The following is an 18,444-nucleotide window of genomic DNA, read 5'->3' on the forward strand; positions in this document are numbered from 1 at the left end:
CTCAGTCCTCCGAGTCGGTCGGGGGGTCGTCGGTCTGCCGCTTGCGCTCGTCCTGGCGCCGGCGGCGCGCGACCTCCCGGTTCGCGAGGACGGCCGCGAGCACGACCGGCCAGACGTACTTCGCCTTGTCTGCGACGGCCTTCACCCACTCGGGCACGGTGAAGTCGAACAGGGAGAATTCCGGCAGGGAGATGGTCGGCCACGGAATGTCGGGCCACGGAATGTCCGGCCAGGGAATGTTGATATCCCAGTCTGGCCAATCGATTTCGGGGATCGGGATCTGTGCGAGCAGCCAGAGCACGATCAGCGGCACGGCGACCCCGGCTACGGCGACCGCCGTGCGCTGGGCGGCGTATTTCCGGGGGTGCGCCCGGATCCATTCCTCGCGAACAGCCGCCTTGGATCCGGGCTCGGGGTCGAGGTCGACCCCGCCGATGCCGGTGAGGGCGGCTGCTGCCGCACCGAGTTCGGTGTCGCCGTCCCACCAGGTGACTCGTCGGGCCGGTCCGATGAAGGTGGGGAGCCTGACGGCGATCGCGCCGCGTTCGTGCCCGTCGAGGACGACCTTGTCGTCGGAGGTCTTCTTCGTGGCGATCTCCTCGCCGTCGATCGTCCAGGTGATCCTGCGGCCCAGCCCGGCATCGTCGATTTCCACGGCGTGCTCGGCGCTCTCCCAGGTGAGCAGCCAGCGCTCCGGAGTCTTCGGCATACAGTAATAATAGAGCGGACACTCCATCAATGGCATCCAGGGAGCCGGGGACATGGCACGTACGGTCGATCCGGTCCGGCACGAGGCGCGCCGCCTCGGGATCATCGACGCAGCTCTGACCTGCTTCGCCCGACACGGCTACGACGGCACGACCACGGCCGCGATCTGCCGCGAGGCCCGCATCGGGTCCGGAACCTTCTTCCACTACTTCCCCACGAAACTGTCGCTGATGGTGGCCGTTCTCGAACTGGGCACAGCCGAAAGCGTGGCGTGGTTCGAGGCGCAGAGCGGGCGAACCGACGCCACCCGTGTACTCGACGAATACGCCGTTCGGGCAGCAGAGGATGCGTCGGATCCCCGTACGGCCGGCTTCGTCCGAGCGGTCGGGGCTGTGATGACCCGGCCGGAGATCGCGGCTGCTCTCGACCGCGACGCCCGCGCGCTGCGCGACGGATTGTTTCCCTGGGTGCGGCTCGCGCAGCAGACCGGAGAGATCCGGACCGACCTGCCCGCGGATCGGCTCGTCACCTGGCTACAGGCTTTGCTCGACGGCTACCTCGGCGTCGTCGCCGCCGAGACGTCCTTCGACCCCGTGCTCGAACAGGAAACGCTCCGCGACGCCCTGCAGCGCCTGCTCCGGCCGTAGACGTGCAGATCCGTCGTCACCAGTGGCCGTGGGTGTCGCGCCAGCCCTTGCGGATGATCTTCCCGGTGGCGTTGCGCGGCAACAGGTTGCACGTCAGCGTCCATTGCGTCGGCACCTTGAAGTAGGCGAGACGCTCGGATGCGAAGGTCGTCAATTCCTCGACGGTGACCGTGGAGCCTTCGACGAGCACGACCACCGCAGCCACCTCCTGGCCCCATTCCGGGTGGGGCGCGCCGGTCACCATGCATTCGCGGACCGCCGGGTGCAGGGCCAGGACGCGCTCGACCTCCGACGGGTAGACGTTCTCGCCGTTCTGGTGGATGAGGTCGGCGCGCCGGCCCACCAGACGCAGACGGCCGTTCTCGACCATGCCGAAATCACCTGTGCGCAACCAGCGGTCGGGAGTGATCGCCTCGGCGGTCGCCGCCTCGTCGTCCCAGTAGCCGAGCATGACGAAGGGGCTGCGCACACACACCTCGCCCACGCGGCCGTCGGGCAGCCAGGCGCCGCTCTGATCCCGGATCTCGAGGCTCACCGTGATGATCGGCGCGCCCACCGTGCCGGGGAACTCCTCGAGTTCGGCGGCGGAGGCCACAGCGATCGACGTGCTGCACTCGGTGATGGTGTAACTGTCGACCATGGCGTGCTTGCCGAACGGAAGCCCTTCGCGCAGAAGTTGTTTGAATTCCGGCGTCGAAGGTTCCGAGGACAGGGTGAACCGGCTCAGCGAGGTGAGGTCGTATCTGTCGAGATCTTCGTCCTCGAGCATCCGCGCGGCCATCGACGGCACGGCCATCCAGTGGGTGACCTGTTCCGCCTCGATGAGTTCGAGCACGGGACGCACGCCGTACCAGCCCTGGTTCATCACCACGGTGCTGCCGGTGGCCAGGCGCGGCACGATCGTGTTGTGCAGGCTCGTGATGTGGAACAGTGAGGACGTCAGCAGATAGCGGGAGTCCGATGGTGCGGACCGGTCGTATGTGCCGCCGGTCCAGATCGTCGCGATCGCGTCGAGGTACCGGTGGTAGTCGACCACTGCCAGCAGATTCCGCTGCGAGTGCAACGCACCCTTCGGATCCCCGCTCGTGCCCGAGGTGTACAGGAGGACGGCCGGATCGTCCTCGGCGACTCTCGGGGGCGGCGGCTGCGCGCCGTCGAATTCGGCGATGAGGCGCGGTAGATCCTCCTCGATCGACAGCACCACCGTCTGCGCACGGTCGATGCCGGCCACGGCCGCAGCACGCGGACCGTCGACGAAGAGCACCCGGGGTCGCGAATGACGGATACCGAATTCGAGTTCCGGTTGCACCCACCACGCGTTCAGGCCCACCGAGATCGCACCGAGGGCCTGCGTCGCCCAGAAAGCGGTGACCCACTCGGGCCGGTTCGCCGACAGGATCGCGACCCGGTCGCCCACGCCCACCCCGTACCGCTCGTGGAGCGCCGCGGCGAGGGCGTACGACATGCGCGCGTTCCGGGCGAAGGTGATCCGCTGATCGGTCGTGACCAGATACTCGCGGTCGCCCCAGGCGAGGGACTGCGAGAGCAGATCCGCCACGGCGACGTCGCGTCTGCGCATGACGGGTATCTCGGTGCCCAGAACGTCCTGCACGACGATCTCGAACTCGCCACCCGGACCGGTGAGTCGCGATACCAGCTGATCGAGGAAATGGGAGGGATCGGAGGGGATGGTCATCGCCTGTATCCCACCGGTGCCCCTGCACGCTTCACGGACGTCCCCTCCTCCATCGAGTGCGTACCGCCAGAATCTCACGACGGGTCACCCCGACTTCGAATGTACCGGTGAGTGGGACGGGCGGTGACGGTCACCATCGCTCTCCCTAGCCTGTGACCTGGGCGTCTGTGGAAAAGCGAGGTCCCGTCTCCGTCGGGTCGCCGCCCGGCGCCCCTGTGAGAAAGGACCGAAGACGAATGACCGCAACGACGCCGACGCCCGCGCAGTGGCGAGGCCACGACCTGGGCGCCCGCACGATCCGCTACGACGAGCGGGACGCGATCCTGTACGCGCTCGCGGTGGGCGCCGGCGCGGCGGACCTCGATCTCGTGTTCGAGGACCGGCTGCGGGTGTTGCCGACGTTCGCCCTGACGCTGGCCCAGTGGGCACCGGATGCGCTCGGTGCGCTCGGTGCCTTCGACACGGCCACCGCGCTCCACGGTTCCCAGAGCCTCGAGGTGCTCGCACCGTTGCCACGCTCCGGGGAGATCGCGATGTCGGCGCGCGTCGGTGAGGTCTGGGACAAGGGCCGGGCAGCGGTGTTCGAGGTCGTCGTCGAGAGCGAGTTCTTCATCGCGACGTGGTCGTTGTTCGCACCGGGAGCGGGAGGTTTCGGCGGCGAGCGCGGACCGTCGGCGCCGTCCGCACCGGAGGGGGATGCCGACGTGGTCGGCACGCTCGCCACACGCGCCGACCAGGCGGCGCTTTACCGGCTGACCGGCGACCGGCACCACATCCACATCGATCCCGAGGCTGCGGCGCGCATCGGACAACCCCGCCCCATCCTGCACGGCCTGTGCACGCTGGCGGCCGCGACCCTGCCTCTGGCCGACATGCTCGGAGGGCACCCCGCCGACCTGAAGACGCTGTTCGGGCGCTTCGCGGCCCCCGTCTTCCCCGGCGATGCGGCACAGGTCCGCGCCTGGGGTGACGCAGCGGATGTTCGGTTCGACGTCGTCACGGAGACCGGCGCCGTCCTGTCCGGCGGTCGCGCCGTTTTCGCTTGATCGCCACAACCGTCTGGAGGAAAGACTTGGACACGTTCGCAGATATAGTGCGCGCTCGTCACGGTGACCCGAAGGTGGGGTTGCGTTTCGAGGACCAGCAGTGGACCTGGGGCGAGGTGGTTCAGGAAAGCGCCGATCGTGCCGCCGCGATCGTCGCGACCGTGCCTGCTCCCGCAGATCGGCAGCGCCACATCGGGGTGCTGCTCGAGAACGTCCCGGACTTCGTCTTCTGGATCGGCGCCGGTGCCCTGGCCGGAGCAGCCGTCGTGGGCATCAACGCCAGCCGCAGCGGCCCCGAGATCGCCCGCGACATCGCGCACGCGGACATCGACCTCGTCGTCACCGAATCCCGCCTCGCCCATCTGCTCGAGGACACCGGCCACGGACTGACGGCCGACCGCATCCTCGATATCGACGACGATCGCTACGCGGAGTTCCTCGCGCCGTTCCGCGGTGCGGATCTGCCGGAGACGATCCCGTCCACCGACGACATCGCATTGTTGCTGTTCAGTTCCGGTTCCACCGGCGCTCCGAAGGCCGTGATCGTCGGCCAGGGCCGGCTCGCGCGCCTCCTCGGTCCACTCACCGAACGTGTTGGCATGCGCGAGGATTCGATCGCCTATCTGTGCATGCCGCTCTTCCACGGAAACGCACTCATGCTCAACCTCGGCACGGCCATGCGGGCCGGCGCGACCGTCTGCATGATCCGGAGGTTCTCCGCGAGCCGGTTCTCCGACGACATCCACCGCTACGGCGCCACTTTCGTCAACTACGTGGGCCGGGCCCTGTCGTACATCCTCAGCCGGCCGGAAGACCCCCGCGACCGCGCGAGCACCCTCGAACTCGCGTTCGGCACCGAGGCATCCGAAGCCGACGTGGCCCGCTTTTCCGAACGCTTCGGCTGCACGGTCGTCGAAGGCTACGGGATGAGCGAAGGCGTCTTCCGCATCAACCGCACCCCCGACACCCCGACCGGATCGCTCGGGGTCGCCGTCGGAGGCGTCGATGTCCGGATCTTCGACGAGGACACCGGGCAGGAGTGCCCCCGCGCCCGTTTCGACGAGACCGGTCGCCTCCTCAACAGTGACGCCGTCGGACAGATCGTCGCGTGCGGTGCCGCCCACACCTTCGAGGGCTACTACAAGAATCCCGAGGCGATGGCCGATCGGGTCAAGGGCGACGACTTCTGGTCGGGGGACCTCGGGTACCGCGACGAGAACGGCTTCTTCTACTTCGCCGGAAGATCCTCCGACTGGCTTCGCGTCGACAGCGAGAACTTCTCCGCCACTCCCGTCGAGCGCATCATCCTGCGGGTGCCGGGCATCCTGTCCGCCCCGGTCTTCGCCGTGCCCGATCCCACGACCGGGGATCAGGTCATGTGCGCCGTCGAACTCGAGCCCGGCGCGGAGTTCGACCCGGCGGTGTTCGGGGCGACCCTCGCCGAGCAGCCCGACATGGGAGACAAGTGGTGGCCGCGATTCGTGCGCGTCACCGCGCAGATCCCGCTGACGGGCAGCAACAAGGTGAACAAAGCCCCGCTGCGGGCGGTCGCGTGGAACACGCCAGACACGGTCTACGTGCGTGTCCGACGGACCTCCGAGTACGTCCTGCTCGGCGACGCGGAACGCACACGCATCGAGCGGGAGTTCGTGGCCAACGGCCGGGCGGCCCTGTTGCCGACCCCCGAACCTGCGCCGGTCGCATGATCGCGGTCCGGCCCGGTCTCACGACATCGGAAGGTCTCGACCAGTGAGATGACCTCATCAGGGGTGATACCGATCACCTAGCGTTTCGGTCGTATCGCGACGGAATGCTCCAGCGGACTCCGCCGCCTGACCTCCTCAACGCTTCCCTCCCGAAAGGACGGACGACCGTGAGCATCGGCACTTCCGAACAATCCGAGATCCGCGAGATCGTCGCCGGGTCGGCTCCCGCCCGCTTCGCCCGGGGCTGGCACTGCCTCGGCCTGTCGAAGGACTTCAAGGACGGCAAGCCGCACTCGATCGAGGCATTCGGGACCAAGCTCGTGGTGTGGGCCGACAGCAACGACGAGATCAAGATCCTCGACGCGTACTGCCGGCACATGGGTGGGGATCTCAGCCAGGGCACGGTCAAGGGCGACGAGATCGCGTGTCCGTTCCACGACTGGCGCTGGGGCGGCAACGGGCGCTGCAAGAACATCCCGTACGCGCGGCGTGTTCCTCCGATCGCCAAGACCCGCGCGTGGCACACTCTCGACCAGGACGGCATGCTCTTCGTGTGGCACGACCCCCAGGGGAACCCGCCGCCCGCGGACGTGACCATCCCGCACATCGAGGGCGCCACGAGCGACGAGTGGACCGACTGGGTCTGGTACACCACCGAGGTCGATACGAACTGCCGCGAGATCATCGACAACATCGTCGACATGGCGCACTTCTTCTACGTGCACTACTCCTTCCCGGTCTACTTCAAGAACGTCTTCGAAGGCCACGTGGCCAGCCAGTTCATGCGGGGTCAGGCTCGTATGGACGCTCGTCCGCACGCGGACGGACAGCCGAAGATGCTCGGAAGCCGCTCCGACGCGAGCTACTTCGGACCGTCCTTCATGATCGACGATCTCGTTTACCAGTACGAGGGTTACGACGTCGAGTCGGTCCTCATCAACTGCCACTACCCGGTGTCCCAGGACAAGTTCGTCCTGATGTACGGCATGATCGTCAAGAAGTCCGACCGCCTCGAGGGGGAGGAGGCGCTGCAGACCGCCCAGCAGTTCGGGAACTTCATCGCGAAGGGCTTCGAGCAGGACATCGAGATCTGGCGGAACAAGACCCGCATCGACAACCCGCTCCTGTGCGAGGAGGACGGCCCCGTCTACCAGCTGCGACGCTGGTACGAGCAGTTCTACGTCGACGTCGAGGACGTCGAGCCGGCGATGACCGACCGCTTCGAGTTCGAGATGGACACCACCCGTCCGGTGGCCGCGTGGATGAAGGAGGTCGAGGAGAACCTTGCCCGCAAGGCAGCCCTCGACGAGCAGGCAGGCGCGCAGCAGTCCACCACGACGGGCTAGGAGCCAAAGACATGCAGAACCGGATGGAACCGTTGCGCTGCGGCGAATGCGCCGCGCAGGTGCTCGTCCAGAAGAACAGCTGGGAGCATACGTCCATCCAGTGGAACACCGATGCGCGCCGTCGTTGCCCTGTCGTGCAGGACGACGACGGGCGCGACGGGCGACCCGGCGCGCCCTGGATGTCGTGTTCGCATCTCGACGCCGCGATCGCCAAGGCGGCTGTTTCCGGGGTCATCGAGGTCTTCGACGACACTCCGATCCGAGCCCCATCGTGCAGTGACCTCTTCAGCTTCCGACTACCTCCCGAAGGACCAGTGATGGCCGAAACCCTCGATCTCGACCGCTCGTACTATGGCCCGTGGGCCGTCATCGCCGGTGGCTCCGAAGGCGTCGGCGCGGCATTCGCCGACGAATTGAGCCGCGCGGGTTTCGATCTCGTGCTCATCGCGCGTAAGCCGGGCCCACTGCAGGAGACGGCGGACAAGGCACGGAGCAACGGGGTGCAGGTGCGCACCCTCGCGCTGGATCTGCTCGACGACGATGCCGTGGAAGAGATCCGCAAGGCGACCGAGGACATCGAGGTCGGCCTGTTCATCTTCAACGCCGGCGCGAACAGCTACGGCCACGAGTTCGTCACCGGCGACCTCGATGGGTTCCGCGGCGTGATCGAACTCAACGTCCACCGGCAGATCGAGTTGTCGCACCTGTTCGGTGGACCGATGAAAGAGCGCGGGCGCGGTGGCATCATGCTGCTCGGGTCGCTCTCCGGCTACATGGGTGCCGAACACCAGAGCATCTACGCGGCCTCGAAGGCGTTCAGCCGCGTCTTCGCCGAAAGTCTGTGGCTCGAGCTCGCACCGCACGGCGTGCACGTGGTCGAACTGGTACTCGGTGTCACCCGCACCCCGGCGATGGTGCGCGCGGGCCTGAACTTCGACATCCCGGGGATGCTCGTCGCCGAGCCGGAAGACGTTGCGCGTGAAGGTCTCGAACGCCTCCAGGACGGTCCCGTGTGGGTCGCCGGCGGCAACTACGAGGCTGCGGTCAAGCGCAGCGGATTCCCGCGCGACAAGCTCGTCCGAGGCGCGGCTGCCGCGATGCGAGCGCTCCTGAACCGCTGAGCTCTGCCGCTTCCTCTACGACTCGTCCCCGGCTGCGGAACGGCAGCCGGGGACGCTTCATTGTCGGGGGTCAGAAGTCGATGCGCACGTGCTTGCTTTTCGGCTTGGCCTGGCACGCGAGGACGTATCCGTTGGCGACGTCCTCCTCGTCGAGGATCGCGGACGGCGGGGTGTCGACGTCGCCTTCGACGACGGTGCACGCGCACGACCCGCACTCGCCTTCCCGGCACGAGTAGGGCACGTCCAGGCCCTTCGAGAGCATGATGTCCACGAGAGTCGCGCTGCGCGGCCAGACGAGGTCGTGTTCCTCGCCGTCGAGCTGCACCGTCACGGAGGCGGCGTCGGTGTCCGACTCGTCGATCTCGACGGCAGGTACGTCGGCGAACGGATCGCCGGACAGGGAGGTGAAGACCTCGGCGTGGATGCGGTCCTTCGGGACGCCGGCCAGCAGCAGGCCTTCGCGGACGGTATCCATGAACGGCCCGGGTCCGCACATGTACGCGCGGTGATCGGCGAAGGCAGAGACCAGGGTCGCGAGCTGCTGCGGCGTCGGCAGGCCCTGCACGCTCTCGAGCCAGTGCACGACGGTGAGGGCAGTGGCGTGCCGGGCGGCGAGTTCGCGCAGCCTCTCGGCGAAGATGACGGACTTCTCGTCGCGGTTGCCGTAGACGAGCACCACGTTGCGATTGCCGCTGTGGAGAGCCGACTCGAGGATGGACAACACCGGCGTGATACCGCTGCCTCCGGCGAACAGTGCGAGTTTCTCGGTGAGATCGACCGGAGTGAACACGCCCGCCGGGGGCAGCACCTCGAGGGTTTGCCCTGCAGTGATGTTGTCGCACAGCCAGTTCGATCCGTATCCGTCGGCGGTGCGCTTGACGGTGACCTTGAGAGGCTCGCCGGTGTGGGGGGAGCTCGCGAGCGAGTAGCACCGTGCCACGGAACCGGTCCGATCGCTCGGGATGCGCAGGGTGAGGAACTGTCCCGGTTTGTAGGCGAAGCCCGCGCGGCGCTCTTCTGGCACGTCGAAAACCAGCGAAACGGCGTCGGCGGTTTCCTGGACGACTGCACCGACGGTCAGTACGACGGAGCGTGAACCGACCGGTGTCTCAACGGCTGTCATCGCAGTGGTTCCCTTCGATACGAATACTTCTCGATCGGATCACCGTAGAACGCCGACGGACGCCGACGCCCGTCTCCTCCCGGTAATCGGGACACGGGAGGAGACGGGCGTTCGGATCAGGCGGTGCGCACACTGCGTGGGATCAGCAAGGTGATCCCGATGGTCACCACGGAGAGCGCGATGAGCATGCCGCCGACCATGTTGATTCCCGCGAGTGGGGTCGCAGCGAACGCGAGCAGCATGGTCGCGATCGACGTTCCGACACCCTGACCCGCGGTACGCAGCACGGCGTTCGTGCCGGTCGTCTCGCTGGTGTTGTGCTCGGGCACGGACTCGACGATCAGGTTCGGAATCGCCGTGTAGGCGAAGGCGGTCGCGACCGACACCACGACGACCATCGCGGTCATGGCCACCACGGAGTGGTGCGCGGTGAGCATGACGACGACGCCGACGATGAACAGGGCGGTACCGAGCAGCATCGACGCGCGTGAACCCACCGCGGCGGAGATCCGGCCGCTCAGCGGAGTGCAGACGAATCCGAACAGGGAGCCGATGAACGAGAGCCAACCCGCGTGCGTCGCGCTCAGGCCCAGGCCGAAGTCGCCGGTGGACGGCGTCTGCATGATGATCGGAATGATCATGGTGACCACGCCCAGCGGTCCCACCGCGATCGCGACGGTGGCCAGCATCGTGAGCGAGAACTTGCGGTCGGCGAACAGGCGCACGTTGATGATGGGGGAGGGTGTGCGCAGTTCCCACCGCACGAGCAGGACCAGAGCGACGGCCCCGCCCAGGATGAGACCGAGGGTCGGCGGGTCCGACCAGCCCCATGACTGGGACTTGTTGACGCCGAGCAGGATCGCGGCGACCGCGCCGGCGAAGGTGACCGCACCGATGTAGTCGATCTTCTCGGAGGTCCCGGTGGGCCGGCGCCACGGGAGGACGAACCAGACGAGCAGCAGGGCGAAGATCGCGTACACGGCGGCGACGACGAAGATCATGTGCCAGCTGGCGTTGTCGATCAGCAGACCGGCGACGAGCAGCGACGCCGAACCGGCGGCGACCGCCGAGCCGGAGATCAGTGCGACGGCAACGGGAACGCGGGAAGCGGGAAGATGCTCGCGCGCCAGCCCGATGCACAGCGGCAGGATCGCACCGGCCACACCTTGGATCGCGCGGCCGATGATGATGCTGGTGAGGCTGTCACCGAGGGCGCTGACCATCGAGCCGAGCGCCGCGACGGCGAGCAGGACCATCAGGATCCGTTCCCGGCCGTACATGTCGCCGAGCCGGCCGCACACGGCGGCCGAGGCGGCCGAGACGAGGAGGAAGGCCGTCACCGCCCATCCGACCGTCGATGCGTTGCTGTCGAATTCGACGATCAACGTCGGGATCGCGGCGAACATCATCGATGTTTCGAACGCACTGATGATCTCGACGGCGATCAGGACCGACACGATCACCCATACCGGCTGCTGCCGGTCGAACCGGCTCCGCCCCTTCGGCGTTGCGGATTCCGGCTGGGAGAGGTCATTGGCGTAGGACGTCAAAGCGCATTCCAGACTCTCGGCGGCCCGATCGCGGGCCGTGTTTCCTGCCCCACGAATGGGAGTGGCTCGGATCACTTGGTATCGCAGGTGAGGGCTGTCACGCTGTTCTATCTCGCTGAGCGAGAACGATTTCGGTGCGTCAGATGAGCGCGGCCTCGTGTACTGCGCGGTCGAACTCGGGCAGTTCCGCGCCGTTGCGAAGGGTCGTCGCGAGCGACGGGTCGGCGAGATGGAGCCGACCGATGGCGATCAGATCGAATTCGTCGTCGCCCAGGCGTCGTTCGAGTTCGGGAACGTTGTTGCGCACAGGTGCGCTGCCCTGGAGGCGGCTCTCCCGCAACGTCGTTGCGATTCCGACGCTGCCTACGGCCATCGAATGTGCGCCGGTGACCTTCTTGGCCCAGCCTGCGAGTGTCAGGTCGCTGTCTTCGAAGGCCGGCATGTCGAACCGGCGGATGCTCGCGTCGAAGACGTCGACGCCGGCTTCCTTCAATGGGGTGAGGACGGCTTTCAGTTCGTCCGGGGTGTGGGCGATCCGGGCTTCGTAGTTCTGTTGCTTGTGCTGCGAGAACCGGTAGAAGATCGGCAGGTCGTCGCCGATGCGCGCGCGGATGGCGGCGACCACCGCGGCGGGGAAACGGGTGCGGCGCTCGAGGTCGCCGCCCCATTCGTCGTCGCGGAGATTCGTTCCCTCCCAGAGGAACGCGTCGAGCAGATAGCCGTGCCCACCGTGCAGTGCGATGCCGTCGAATCCGACTCGGGCAGCGGCGGCCGCCGCGTCGGTATAGGCCGCGACGACCTGCTCGATGTCCTCCACGGTCATGGCCCGCGTGGGCGCTGAGGCCCGGGAGATGTAGTCCTCGCCGTAGGACGTCACGCCGAGCTCGCCCCAGACTCCCGACGGCCGCATGGGGACGAGGTCGGGGTCGACATCTGCGGTCATCGCGCCCCAGAGGGGGCCGACGTGCCAGAGCTGGGGGACGATGCGTCCACCCTCGGCGTGAACCGCGTCGACGACGCGACGCCAGCCGTCGAGGGCTTCTTCGCCGTGCATGTGTGGCACGCGGGGATTGTCGACTGCTGTCGGGTGATCGATCGCGACGCCCTCGGTGAGGATCAGGGCCGTGCCGCCCGCGGCGCGTCGCCGGTAGTACTCCACGACATCCGGGCCGGGCACGCCACCCGGCGAGTGCGAGCGGGTCATCGGCGACATCACGATGCGGTTGCGGAGCTCGAGGGAACGGACCGTCAGGGGACGGAAGAGGGGGGACTCGGTATCCGGCATCGTGGTCTCGACTCTTTCGGCTCGTGCGGGCGACGGGTGCAGGCGGGTTCGGCCCACATCCGAGGTTGTACCCACCGCCCGGTCCGCGGGACAGGGACCTCCTGCTCAGTGAGACGTGCCGGCGGAAGCGCGAGGGGAGGGACGTAGATCGCGGGAGCATCGAGTCCGCTGATCGGGAATTGTGCGACAGGTCACTCGCCTTGTACTCTGGGCATCGCTCACAAGAATCAATTTCAATTCTTGCTTTCGTGGGTGATCGGATTCCGGAGAAAGGGTGACGATGTCCGAGGCGCAACGTACGCAGGTCTCCCAGGCACCGAAGCGCGAACTGCCTGCATCGATGGTCGAGCGAATGACCCTCATCCTCGATGCCTTCGACGATCTCTCGTCGCGGCTCACCCTGGAAGAAGTCGCGTGCCGCACCCGGCTTCCGCGCTCGACGGTCCACCGCATCCTCGACCAGATGGTGCGACTCGACTGGATCGACCACGCGTCGTTCGGGTATTGCCTCGGCCGTCGTGCGAAGTCCATGGGAGAGGGCGACAGTGGGCACATCCGCGTCCGTGAGGCCGCGGCGCCGCTCCTCCACGAACTGCACATGACCACCGGGATGGTCGCGCACCTGTCCGTGCTCGACGGGCCCGACTGCGTCTACCTCGACAAGATCGGCGGCCAGCTCGCCGCGGCACTGCCGTCGCGGGTCGGCGGACGTGTCCCCGCCTACGCCACCGCCGGCGGCAAGGCGCTGCTCGCCGGACTAGAGCCGGAGCAGGTCGATGCCCTCTACCCCGGCCCGCAACTGCCGCGTCGCACCGAGCGGACCATCACCGATCTGTCGACCCTGCACCTCGAACTCAACCGCATCCGCCGTCGCCACGGTCTGGCCTTCGAGACCGGAGAGGCCACCGCCGGTATGTCCTGTGCGGGCGCCGCGATCCGCAGCCCTGCATCGTCGGTCGCCGCGATCTCCCTGTGCGGTCCCACCCGCCCCGGCCACCTCGAACGCATCGCGCCGCTGGTCGCCGATGCGGTCCGCACGATCTCGCGCACGCTCTATCCCGAACTCGACACCCCTCGACGCAATCGCGCCGCACGCACGTCCGGAGCGTCGTGGTCGCCGCAGGTCATGGAGCGAATGCTCGCCACGCAGTCGAACGGCTGGATCTGACGACCGGAGCCGGCAGCATCACGCACCGCCCCCTGGCGGGCGGAACATCCCGGTGATCGGGAACGTTCGAGCCGCGTGAGGTGGATCACTGGAAACCTTCTCGTCATGACGACGGAATCGACTTTCGAGAACACGGCGAGAGAACTCGCGACCGACCGCGGCACCCTCCGCTACCACGAAGCCGGTCAGGGTGAACCACTCCTGCTGCTCCACGGCTCCGGACCGGGCGTCACCGGCTGGCGGAACTACCGCGGTGTGCTCGCCGATCTCGCCGAGCACTACCGGTGCCTCGTCCTGGAGTTCCCCGGCTTCGGCGTGAGCGACCCGTGCGAAGGACACCCGATGGCGATGGCCTCGGTCGCGGTGACCGACTTCCTCGACGGACTCGGCCTCGACCGCGTGTCGATCATCGGGAACTCGATGGGCGGCATCGTCGGGACGCAGTTCGCGATCGCGCAGCCCGAGCGGGTGAAGAAGCTCGTCACCATCGGAGGCGCCGGCCGTTCGGTCTTCGCGCCGTCGCCGGGCGAGGGCATCCGGCTGCTCATGGAGTTCACGGACGACCCCACGCGCGACAAGCTCGTCCGTTGGCTGCGGTCGATGGTCTACGACCCCGCGATCGTCACCGAGGAACTCATCGAAGAGCGGTGGGCACTGGCCACCGAACCGAAGACCCTCGAGATCGCCCGACGCATGTACAGCACCGCGGCCTTCGCTGCGGGCGCGAAGGCCGCTGCCGCCTCCGACGCCACCCCGTACTGGGCGCAGCTCCACAAGATCACCGCACCGGTGCTGCTGACCTGGGGTCGCGACGACCGTGTCAGCCCCGTCGACATGGCGATGCTTCCCATGCGCGAACTGCGCCGCGGCGAGCTCCACGTCTTCCCCAACTGCGGCCACTGGACGATGATCGAGGCGCGCGAGGCGTGGCTGTCGGCGGTGCTCGCGTTCCTTCGCCGCGACGACGCGTAGGCCCCGTCCGCGCGGACTCGTAACCTGCTCCCGCTCAGCCCCATCGACCGCTCCCGCTCAGCCCCATCGACCGCTCCCGCTCAGTGGAAAAACGACGATACGGGAGCGGTCCACCTGAGACCGTAGGCGTCAACGGAACCGACGCTCACCACGCCGTATCGGGGGCGTCACCCTCACAGAGCTGGAGAGATCATGGGACAGGTGCTCGACTCCGTTTCGGAGTTCGCAGACGAGATCCGCGCGGACGGCGCCGAAGGCGACACGCTGATGCGGCTGACCGACCGCAGCGCGAAGAGGCTCCGCGACGCCGGCGTCATCCGTCTCCTGCAACCGAAGGAATTCGGGGGCCTCGAGGCGCACCCGCGCGAGTTCGCGGAGACCGCCATGGCCATCGGCGCCATGGACGGCGCGACCGGCTGGGTCAGCGGCATCGTCGGTGTCCACCCGTGGGAGATGGCCTTCTTCGACCCGAAGGCCCAGGAGGAGGTGTGGGGCGAGAACCCCGACACCTGGATCGCCTCCCCGTACGCACCGATGGGTGTGGCGACCCCCGTCGACGGCGGATACATCCTCAACGGCCGCTGGTCGTTCTCGTCGGGCACCGACCACTGCGACTGGGTGATGATCGGTGCGGCCGTGGGCGACAAGGACGGCAACCGCCTGAACCCGCCACAGAGCCTGCACGTGTTGCTGCCGCGGTCGGACTACCGGATCGACCACGACAGCTGGAACGTCGTCGGCCTGCGCGGCACGGGTTCGAAGGATCTCATCGTCGAGAACGCCTTCCTCCCCGAGTACCGGACCCTGCGCGCCGAGCGCGTCATGGGCGGGGTGGCGTGGCAGGACGCCGGACGCGACGAGACGCTCTACAAGTTCCCCTTCTCGTGCATCTTCCCGCTCGGCATCACCTCGTCGCTCATCGGCATCGCCGAGGGTGCGCTGAACTGCTACATCGAGTCCCAGCGCGAGCGGGTCACGGTGTCCGGCACCGCGATCAAGCAGGACCCGTACGTGCTGTCGAACCTCGGTGACGCCGCAGCGGAGATCGCCGCGTCGCGCGCCGCCCTGCTCGAAACCGTCGACCGCTTCTGGGATCTGACCGAGCGGGGCATCGAGGTCACCTTCGAGCAACGCGCGATCGGACGCCGGACCCAGGTCGCCGCGGCATGGCGGGCCGTGCGCGCCGTCGACGAGATCTTCTCGCGGGCCGGCGGCGGCGCGCTGCAGCTGAGCAATCCGCTGCAGCGCTTCTGGCGCGACGCCCACGCCGGTCTGAGCCACGCCATCCACGTCCCCGGTTCGATCTTCCACGCCGCGACGCTCACCCAGCTCGGCGAAGAGCCGCAGGGCATGATGCGGTCGATGATCTGACATCACATCCATTACGGCGAAGGAACATTCGGATATGACGGATATTCGGGGCCTGGGTTATCTCAGGATCCAGACCACAGACATCGCACGATGGCGCGAACTCGTCGTCGACGGACTCGGCATGGCGATCGGTACCGGCCCGGAACCCGACGGCCTGTACCTGCGTGTCGACGAGCGGCGGGCACGCCTGATCGTGCTGCCCGGTGAGGTCGACAAGGCACTCGCCGTGGGCTGGGAGGTGCGCGACGAGTTCGCGCTGCGTAGCGTGCGCGAAGCGGTCGAGAAGGCCGGCATCGCCGTCGAGGTCCTCTCCGAGGAGGAGTCGACCTACCGCGACGCCGAGCAGGTCATCGCATTCGACGATCCGGGCGGCACCCGCACCGAGGTGTTCTTCGGTCCGGTGCTCGACCACAGCCCCCTCGTGACGCCGTTCGCCGGTGTCTTCCACACCGGTGAGGAGGGACTCGGCCACGTCGTCCTGCCCACCGCCGCGTTCGCGGAGTCCTACGAGTTCTACACCGAGGTACTCGGGTTCCTGCCGCGCGGAGCGACGCGGCTCGGTGGCCTGTCGGCACCGCCGCCCGTGCGACGCGTGCGGTTCCTGGGCGTCAACCGCCGCCACCACAGCCTCGCGTTGTGCCCGGCTCCCCCCACCGCCGAACCCGGCCTCGTGCACCTGATGCTCGAGGTCGAGACGCTCGACGCGGTCGGTCAGGCCCTGGACCGGGTGAACAAGTTGGGCTTCTCGATCTCGTCGACCCTGGGCCGGCACACCAACGACAAGATGGTCTCCTTCTACGTGCGTGCCCCCGGCGGATGGGACCTCGAGTTCGGTACCGAAGGCATGCTCGTCGACGAAACCTTCTACACCGCAGAAGAAATCACCGCGGACAGTTACTGGGGTCACGACTGGTCGGGCTCCGAGCCGCTCGCGGCGTTCTCGCCTCCGGTGGGCTGATCGAGTTCGTCCACCCGGATGCCTTCCGACGATGCCACGGCGTACGACGCCGTGGCATCGTCGCGTCGGTGGCCCTGTCCGATCGCCTCGGTACACCCGGGAGGGCGGCTCCCGGTGAGCGGGACCGGAAGGCGGTGCGTCACAGGCTTCGGGGAGAGTGATGTGGATTACAGATCGTGCCGGATCCTCACGCATCTCGACGCGGGCCGTCCCTACGCATGGAACGTACTCGCATGGCACACAAGGTGATCAACCGCCTCGGTGGGGTCGAGGAGGCCACGGTGTTCGGCCGTTCGACCAAAGCGCCTGCTGCCGTTGCTGCTGCGTTCAACTCCGATATCACCTACGCGCTCGACGCGGACGACACACTCTTCGACTCGGCGCACTTCGCGACGATCGTGGTCTCCTCGGCCCGCGCCGAGGCCGAACGCGTCGATGCGTCCGGCGACAGCCTGCTCCGTGCCGTCGCTGTCGGCTACGACATGACCGCGCGGCTCAACCTCGCATGCTCGTTCATGGAGGTCGTCGACGGAAAGATGAAGTGGTGGATACTCGACAGTGCCGTGAAGTACTGCCCGGCCTTGCTGCTACACGGGTGCCTCCATCGATGCGTTGCGCGCGCTCGTCCGTGAACACGGCCGGGGGCCGGACGATATCGAACACATCGAGGTTCGGCTCAACCCCGGCGCCTACAGCCAGCGGGTGTTCCACACGCCGGCAACGAGTATCGAACCCGACCATCGTGCCGCGATCCACGGAGCCTTCAACCTCCCGGGCGGACCGGCCAGCTCACCATGTACCAGAACGACAATCAGGCGTTCCTGGTCATCGACGAACAGGCCTACGAGGAAGGAATGGCCACACCAACTTCGAGTCCGCAACTCCGTCACCAGCCGACCTGGGTGTGAGACGGTGTCGGAGCTCGAGTCCGAAATGGGTCTTCCCGCAGGAACTCTCGGATCGACGGTGGGGCTCTACAATCGGCACGCCGAATCGGGGACGGATCCGGTCCTCGGAATGAAGGCGGAGTGGGTGCGGCCCCTCCGATCGCCGATCGCCGCGATCGATCTGCGTGGCATGACCGAAGGTTTCACCCTGGGGGACTGCAGACCTCGGTGGACTCGGAAGTTCTTCACGTGGGCGGAGATCCGATTCCCGGTCTGTATGCGGCGGGCCGTTGTACGTCCGGCCTCTCGGCGTGGGGCTACTGCAGCGGCATCTCCCTCGGTGACGGTAGCTTCTTCGGCCGGCGCGCGGGAATGCGTGCGGCGGCGAAGTGAGTGGCACCGGGATGTCCCCTCGGATGCGATGAGCGGAGCATTCCGGATCCGGGTCCAGGAGGGCTCCGCGTCTCGTGTCGTGCGAGCGTGCCACGGGGCGATGCCGGGTTCGCGACCCCTGCCGTGCGCCGGCTCTGCAATTCGCGCCGGCGGTCGGCGACCGGACCTCGGTGCCGGGTGCGCGGCCTGATCGGGTATTCGAGCACGCGAGGAGCGTTGTCGCCGTAGGCGAAAAGGGCGGACCTCCTCACCGTCCTCCGCACGCATTGTGTATGTTCGACGCCGCGAACAGGGGGCATCGATGAACGAACACAGGACTGGGCACGGTTGTCGGGGGCCGGCGGGGGCGGGCTGCCGCCGGGATTCCTCGTCGTCTCCGGTGCGGAAGTGTGCGGTCCAGCCCTCGACGGCGGTGTTCGTCCTGCGGCGATCGACGGTTCGGCCGACCGGTTCGTAGGGAGCCGGTC

At 67.5% G+C, this 18,444-nt stretch carries 16 protein-coding genes; 11 read left to right on the forward strand and 5 right to left on the reverse strand.

The genetic code is table 11. From position 1 onward, the window contains the following. Position 1 precedes the first annotated feature (1 nt). Positions 2 to 709: a hypothetical protein gene (locus tag KXC42_RS02650; RefSeq protein ID WP_024102908.1), complete on the reverse strand. Its 708-nt coding sequence runs from the start codon at positions 707 to 709 to the stop codon at positions 2 to 4. A 52-nt stretch (positions 710 to 761) separates the two neighbouring features. Between KXC42_RS02650 and KXC42_RS02655 the strand changes: the two genes are divergently transcribed. After that, positions 762 to 1,355 (forward strand): TetR/AcrR family transcriptional regulator, encoded by a 594-nt coding sequence (locus tag KXC42_RS02655; RefSeq protein ID WP_219129895.1) that lies wholly within the window; start codon positions 762 to 764, stop codon positions 1,353 to 1,355. Positions 1,356 to 1,371: 16 nt separating this feature from the next. Here the strand turns inward: KXC42_RS02655 and KXC42_RS02660 are convergent, their stop codons facing one another. Next, positions 1,372 to 3,051, reverse strand: a complete 1,680-nt coding sequence (locus KXC42_RS02660) for a class I adenylate-forming enzyme family protein (protein ID WP_219129896.1) — start codon at positions 3,049 to 3,051, stop codon at positions 1,372 to 1,374. A 236-nt stretch (positions 3,052 to 3,287) separates the two neighbouring features. Here KXC42_RS02660 and KXC42_RS02665 point away from each other — a divergent pair, with 236 nt between their 5' ends. The 4 genes from KXC42_RS02665 (at position 3,288) to KXC42_RS02680 (ending at position 8,270) form a co-directional block, all read left to right on the forward strand. Beyond that, positions 3,288 to 4,097, forward strand: a complete 810-nt coding sequence (locus KXC42_RS02665) for a MaoC/PaaZ C-terminal domain-containing protein (RefSeq protein ID WP_024102911.1) — start codon at positions 3,288 to 3,290, stop codon at positions 4,095 to 4,097. Between the two features lie 26 nt (positions 4,098 to 4,123). Then, positions 4,124 to 5,803 carry an AMP-binding protein gene (locus KXC42_RS02670; protein WP_257606012.1) on the forward strand — a complete coding sequence of 560 codons (1,680 nt, stop codon included), beginning with the start codon at positions 4,124 to 4,126 and terminating at the stop codon, positions 5,801 to 5,803. Positions 5,804 to 5,970: 167 nt separating this feature from the next. Then, the gene (locus KXC42_RS02675; RefSeq protein ID WP_219129897.1) at positions 5,971 to 7,149 is read left to right on the forward strand and encodes a Rieske 2Fe-2S domain-containing protein; all 1,179 of its coding nucleotides are present in this window, start codon (positions 5,971 to 5,973) and stop codon (positions 7,147 to 7,149) included. Positions 7,150 to 7,466: 317 nt separating this feature from the next. Continuing rightward, complete coding sequence (locus tag KXC42_RS02680) at positions 7,467 to 8,270, forward strand: SDR family oxidoreductase (protein ID WP_006551944.1); 804 nt, start codon at positions 7,467 to 7,469, stop codon at positions 8,268 to 8,270. 70 nt (positions 8,271 to 8,340) lie between these two features. Here the strand turns inward: KXC42_RS02680 and KXC42_RS02685 are convergent, their stop codons facing one another. The 3 genes from KXC42_RS02685 to KXC42_RS02695 all read right to left on the reverse strand — a co-directional run bounded on the left by KXC42_RS02685 (position 8,341) and on the right by KXC42_RS02695 (position 12,228). Then, the gene (locus tag KXC42_RS02685; RefSeq protein WP_200359359.1) at positions 8,341 to 9,393 is read right to left on the reverse strand and encodes a ferredoxin--NADP reductase; all 1,053 of its coding nucleotides are present in this window, start codon (positions 9,391 to 9,393) and stop codon (positions 8,341 to 8,343) included. A gap of 116 nt (positions 9,394 to 9,509) precedes the next feature. Then, positions 9,510 to 10,856, reverse strand: a complete 1,347-nt coding sequence (locus KXC42_RS02690) for an MFS transporter (RefSeq protein ID WP_219130426.1) — start codon at positions 10,854 to 10,856, stop codon at positions 9,510 to 9,512. Positions 10,857 to 11,082: 226 nt separating this feature from the next. Further along, on the reverse strand, positions 11,083 to 12,228 hold the full coding sequence (locus tag KXC42_RS02695) for a 12-oxophytodienoate reductase (RefSeq protein ID WP_019290124.1): 1,146 nt from the start codon (positions 12,226 to 12,228) through the stop codon (positions 11,083 to 11,085). 274 nt (positions 12,229 to 12,502) lie between these two features. Here KXC42_RS02695 and KXC42_RS02700 point away from each other — a divergent pair, with 274 nt between their 5' ends. The 6 genes from KXC42_RS02700 to KXC42_RS27690 all read left to right on the forward strand — a co-directional run bounded on the left by KXC42_RS02700 (position 12,503) and on the right by KXC42_RS27690 (position 17,977). Then, positions 12,503 to 13,396: an IclR family transcriptional regulator gene (locus tag KXC42_RS02700; RefSeq protein ID WP_019290123.1), complete on the forward strand. Its 894-nt coding sequence runs from the start codon at positions 12,503 to 12,505 to the stop codon at positions 13,394 to 13,396. 105 nt (positions 13,397 to 13,501) lie between these two features. Next, the gene (locus tag KXC42_RS02705) at positions 13,502 to 14,368 is read left to right on the forward strand and encodes an alpha/beta fold hydrolase (RefSeq protein WP_019290122.1); all 867 of its coding nucleotides are present in this window, start codon (positions 13,502 to 13,504) and stop codon (positions 14,366 to 14,368) included. A gap of 192 nt (positions 14,369 to 14,560) precedes the next feature. Beyond that, positions 14,561 to 15,739 (forward strand): acyl-CoA dehydrogenase family protein, encoded by a 1,179-nt coding sequence (locus tag KXC42_RS02710; protein ID WP_006551939.1) that lies wholly within the window; start codon positions 14,561 to 14,563, stop codon positions 15,737 to 15,739. 34 nt (positions 15,740 to 15,773) lie between these two features. After that, positions 15,774 to 16,697, forward strand: a complete 924-nt coding sequence (locus KXC42_RS02715) for a VOC family protein (RefSeq protein ID WP_019290121.1) — start codon at positions 15,774 to 15,776, stop codon at positions 16,695 to 16,697. 218 nt (positions 16,698 to 16,915) lie between these two features. Further along, entirely contained in the window at positions 16,916 to 17,329 is a 414-nt protein-coding gene (locus KXC42_RS02720) for an MmgE/PrpD family protein (protein WP_082331794.1), read from the forward strand. Between the two features lie 396 nt (positions 17,330 to 17,725). Further along, positions 17,726 to 17,977 (forward strand): FAD-binding protein, encoded by a 252-nt coding sequence (locus KXC42_RS27690; protein ID WP_367889063.1) that lies wholly within the window; start codon positions 17,726 to 17,728, stop codon positions 17,975 to 17,977. Positions 17,978 to 18,444: the final 467 nt, after the last annotated feature.

It is taken from the genome of Rhodococcus sp. LW-XY12 (assembly GCF_019317345.1).
GTDB lineage: Bacteria > Actinomycetota > Actinomycetes > Mycobacteriales > Mycobacteriaceae > Rhodococcus > Rhodococcus pyridinivorans.

Coding starts and splice junctions, on each gene's coding strand:
- KXC42_RS02650 (WP_024102908.1), bottom strand. CDS start 709: ATGCCGAAGACTCCGGAGCGCTGGCTGCTCACCTGGGAGAGCGCCGAG.
- KXC42_RS02655 (WP_219129895.1), top strand. CDS start 762: ATGGCACGTACGGTCGATCCGGTCCGGCACGAGGCGCGCCGCCTCGGG.
- KXC42_RS02660 (WP_219129896.1), bottom strand. CDS start 3,051: ATGACCATCCCCTCCGATCCCTCCCATTTCCTCGATCAGCTGGTATCG.
- KXC42_RS02665 (WP_024102911.1), top strand. CDS start 3,288: ATGACCGCAACGACGCCGACGCCCGCGCAGTGGCGAGGCCACGACCTG.
- KXC42_RS02680 (WP_006551944.1), top strand. CDS start 7,467: ATGGCCGAAACCCTCGATCTCGACCGCTCGTACTATGGCCCGTGGGCC.
- KXC42_RS02685 (WP_200359359.1), bottom strand. CDS start 9,393: ATGACAGCCGTTGAGACACCGGTCGGTTCACGCTCCGTCGTACTGACC.
- KXC42_RS02695 (WP_019290124.1), bottom strand. CDS start 12,228: ATGCCGGATACCGAGTCCCCCCTCTTCCGTCCCCTGACGGTCCGTTCC.
- KXC42_RS02705 (WP_019290122.1), top strand. CDS start 13,502: ATGACGACGGAATCGACTTTCGAGAACACGGCGAGAGAACTCGCGACC.
- KXC42_RS02710 (WP_006551939.1), top strand. CDS start 14,561: ATGGGACAGGTGCTCGACTCCGTTTCGGAGTTCGCAGACGAGATCCGC.
- KXC42_RS02715 (WP_019290121.1), top strand. CDS start 15,774: ATGACGGATATTCGGGGCCTGGGTTATCTCAGGATCCAGACCACAGAC.
- KXC42_RS02720 (WP_082331794.1), top strand. CDS start 16,916: ATGGAACGTACTCGCATGGCACACAAGGTGATCAACCGCCTCGGTGGG.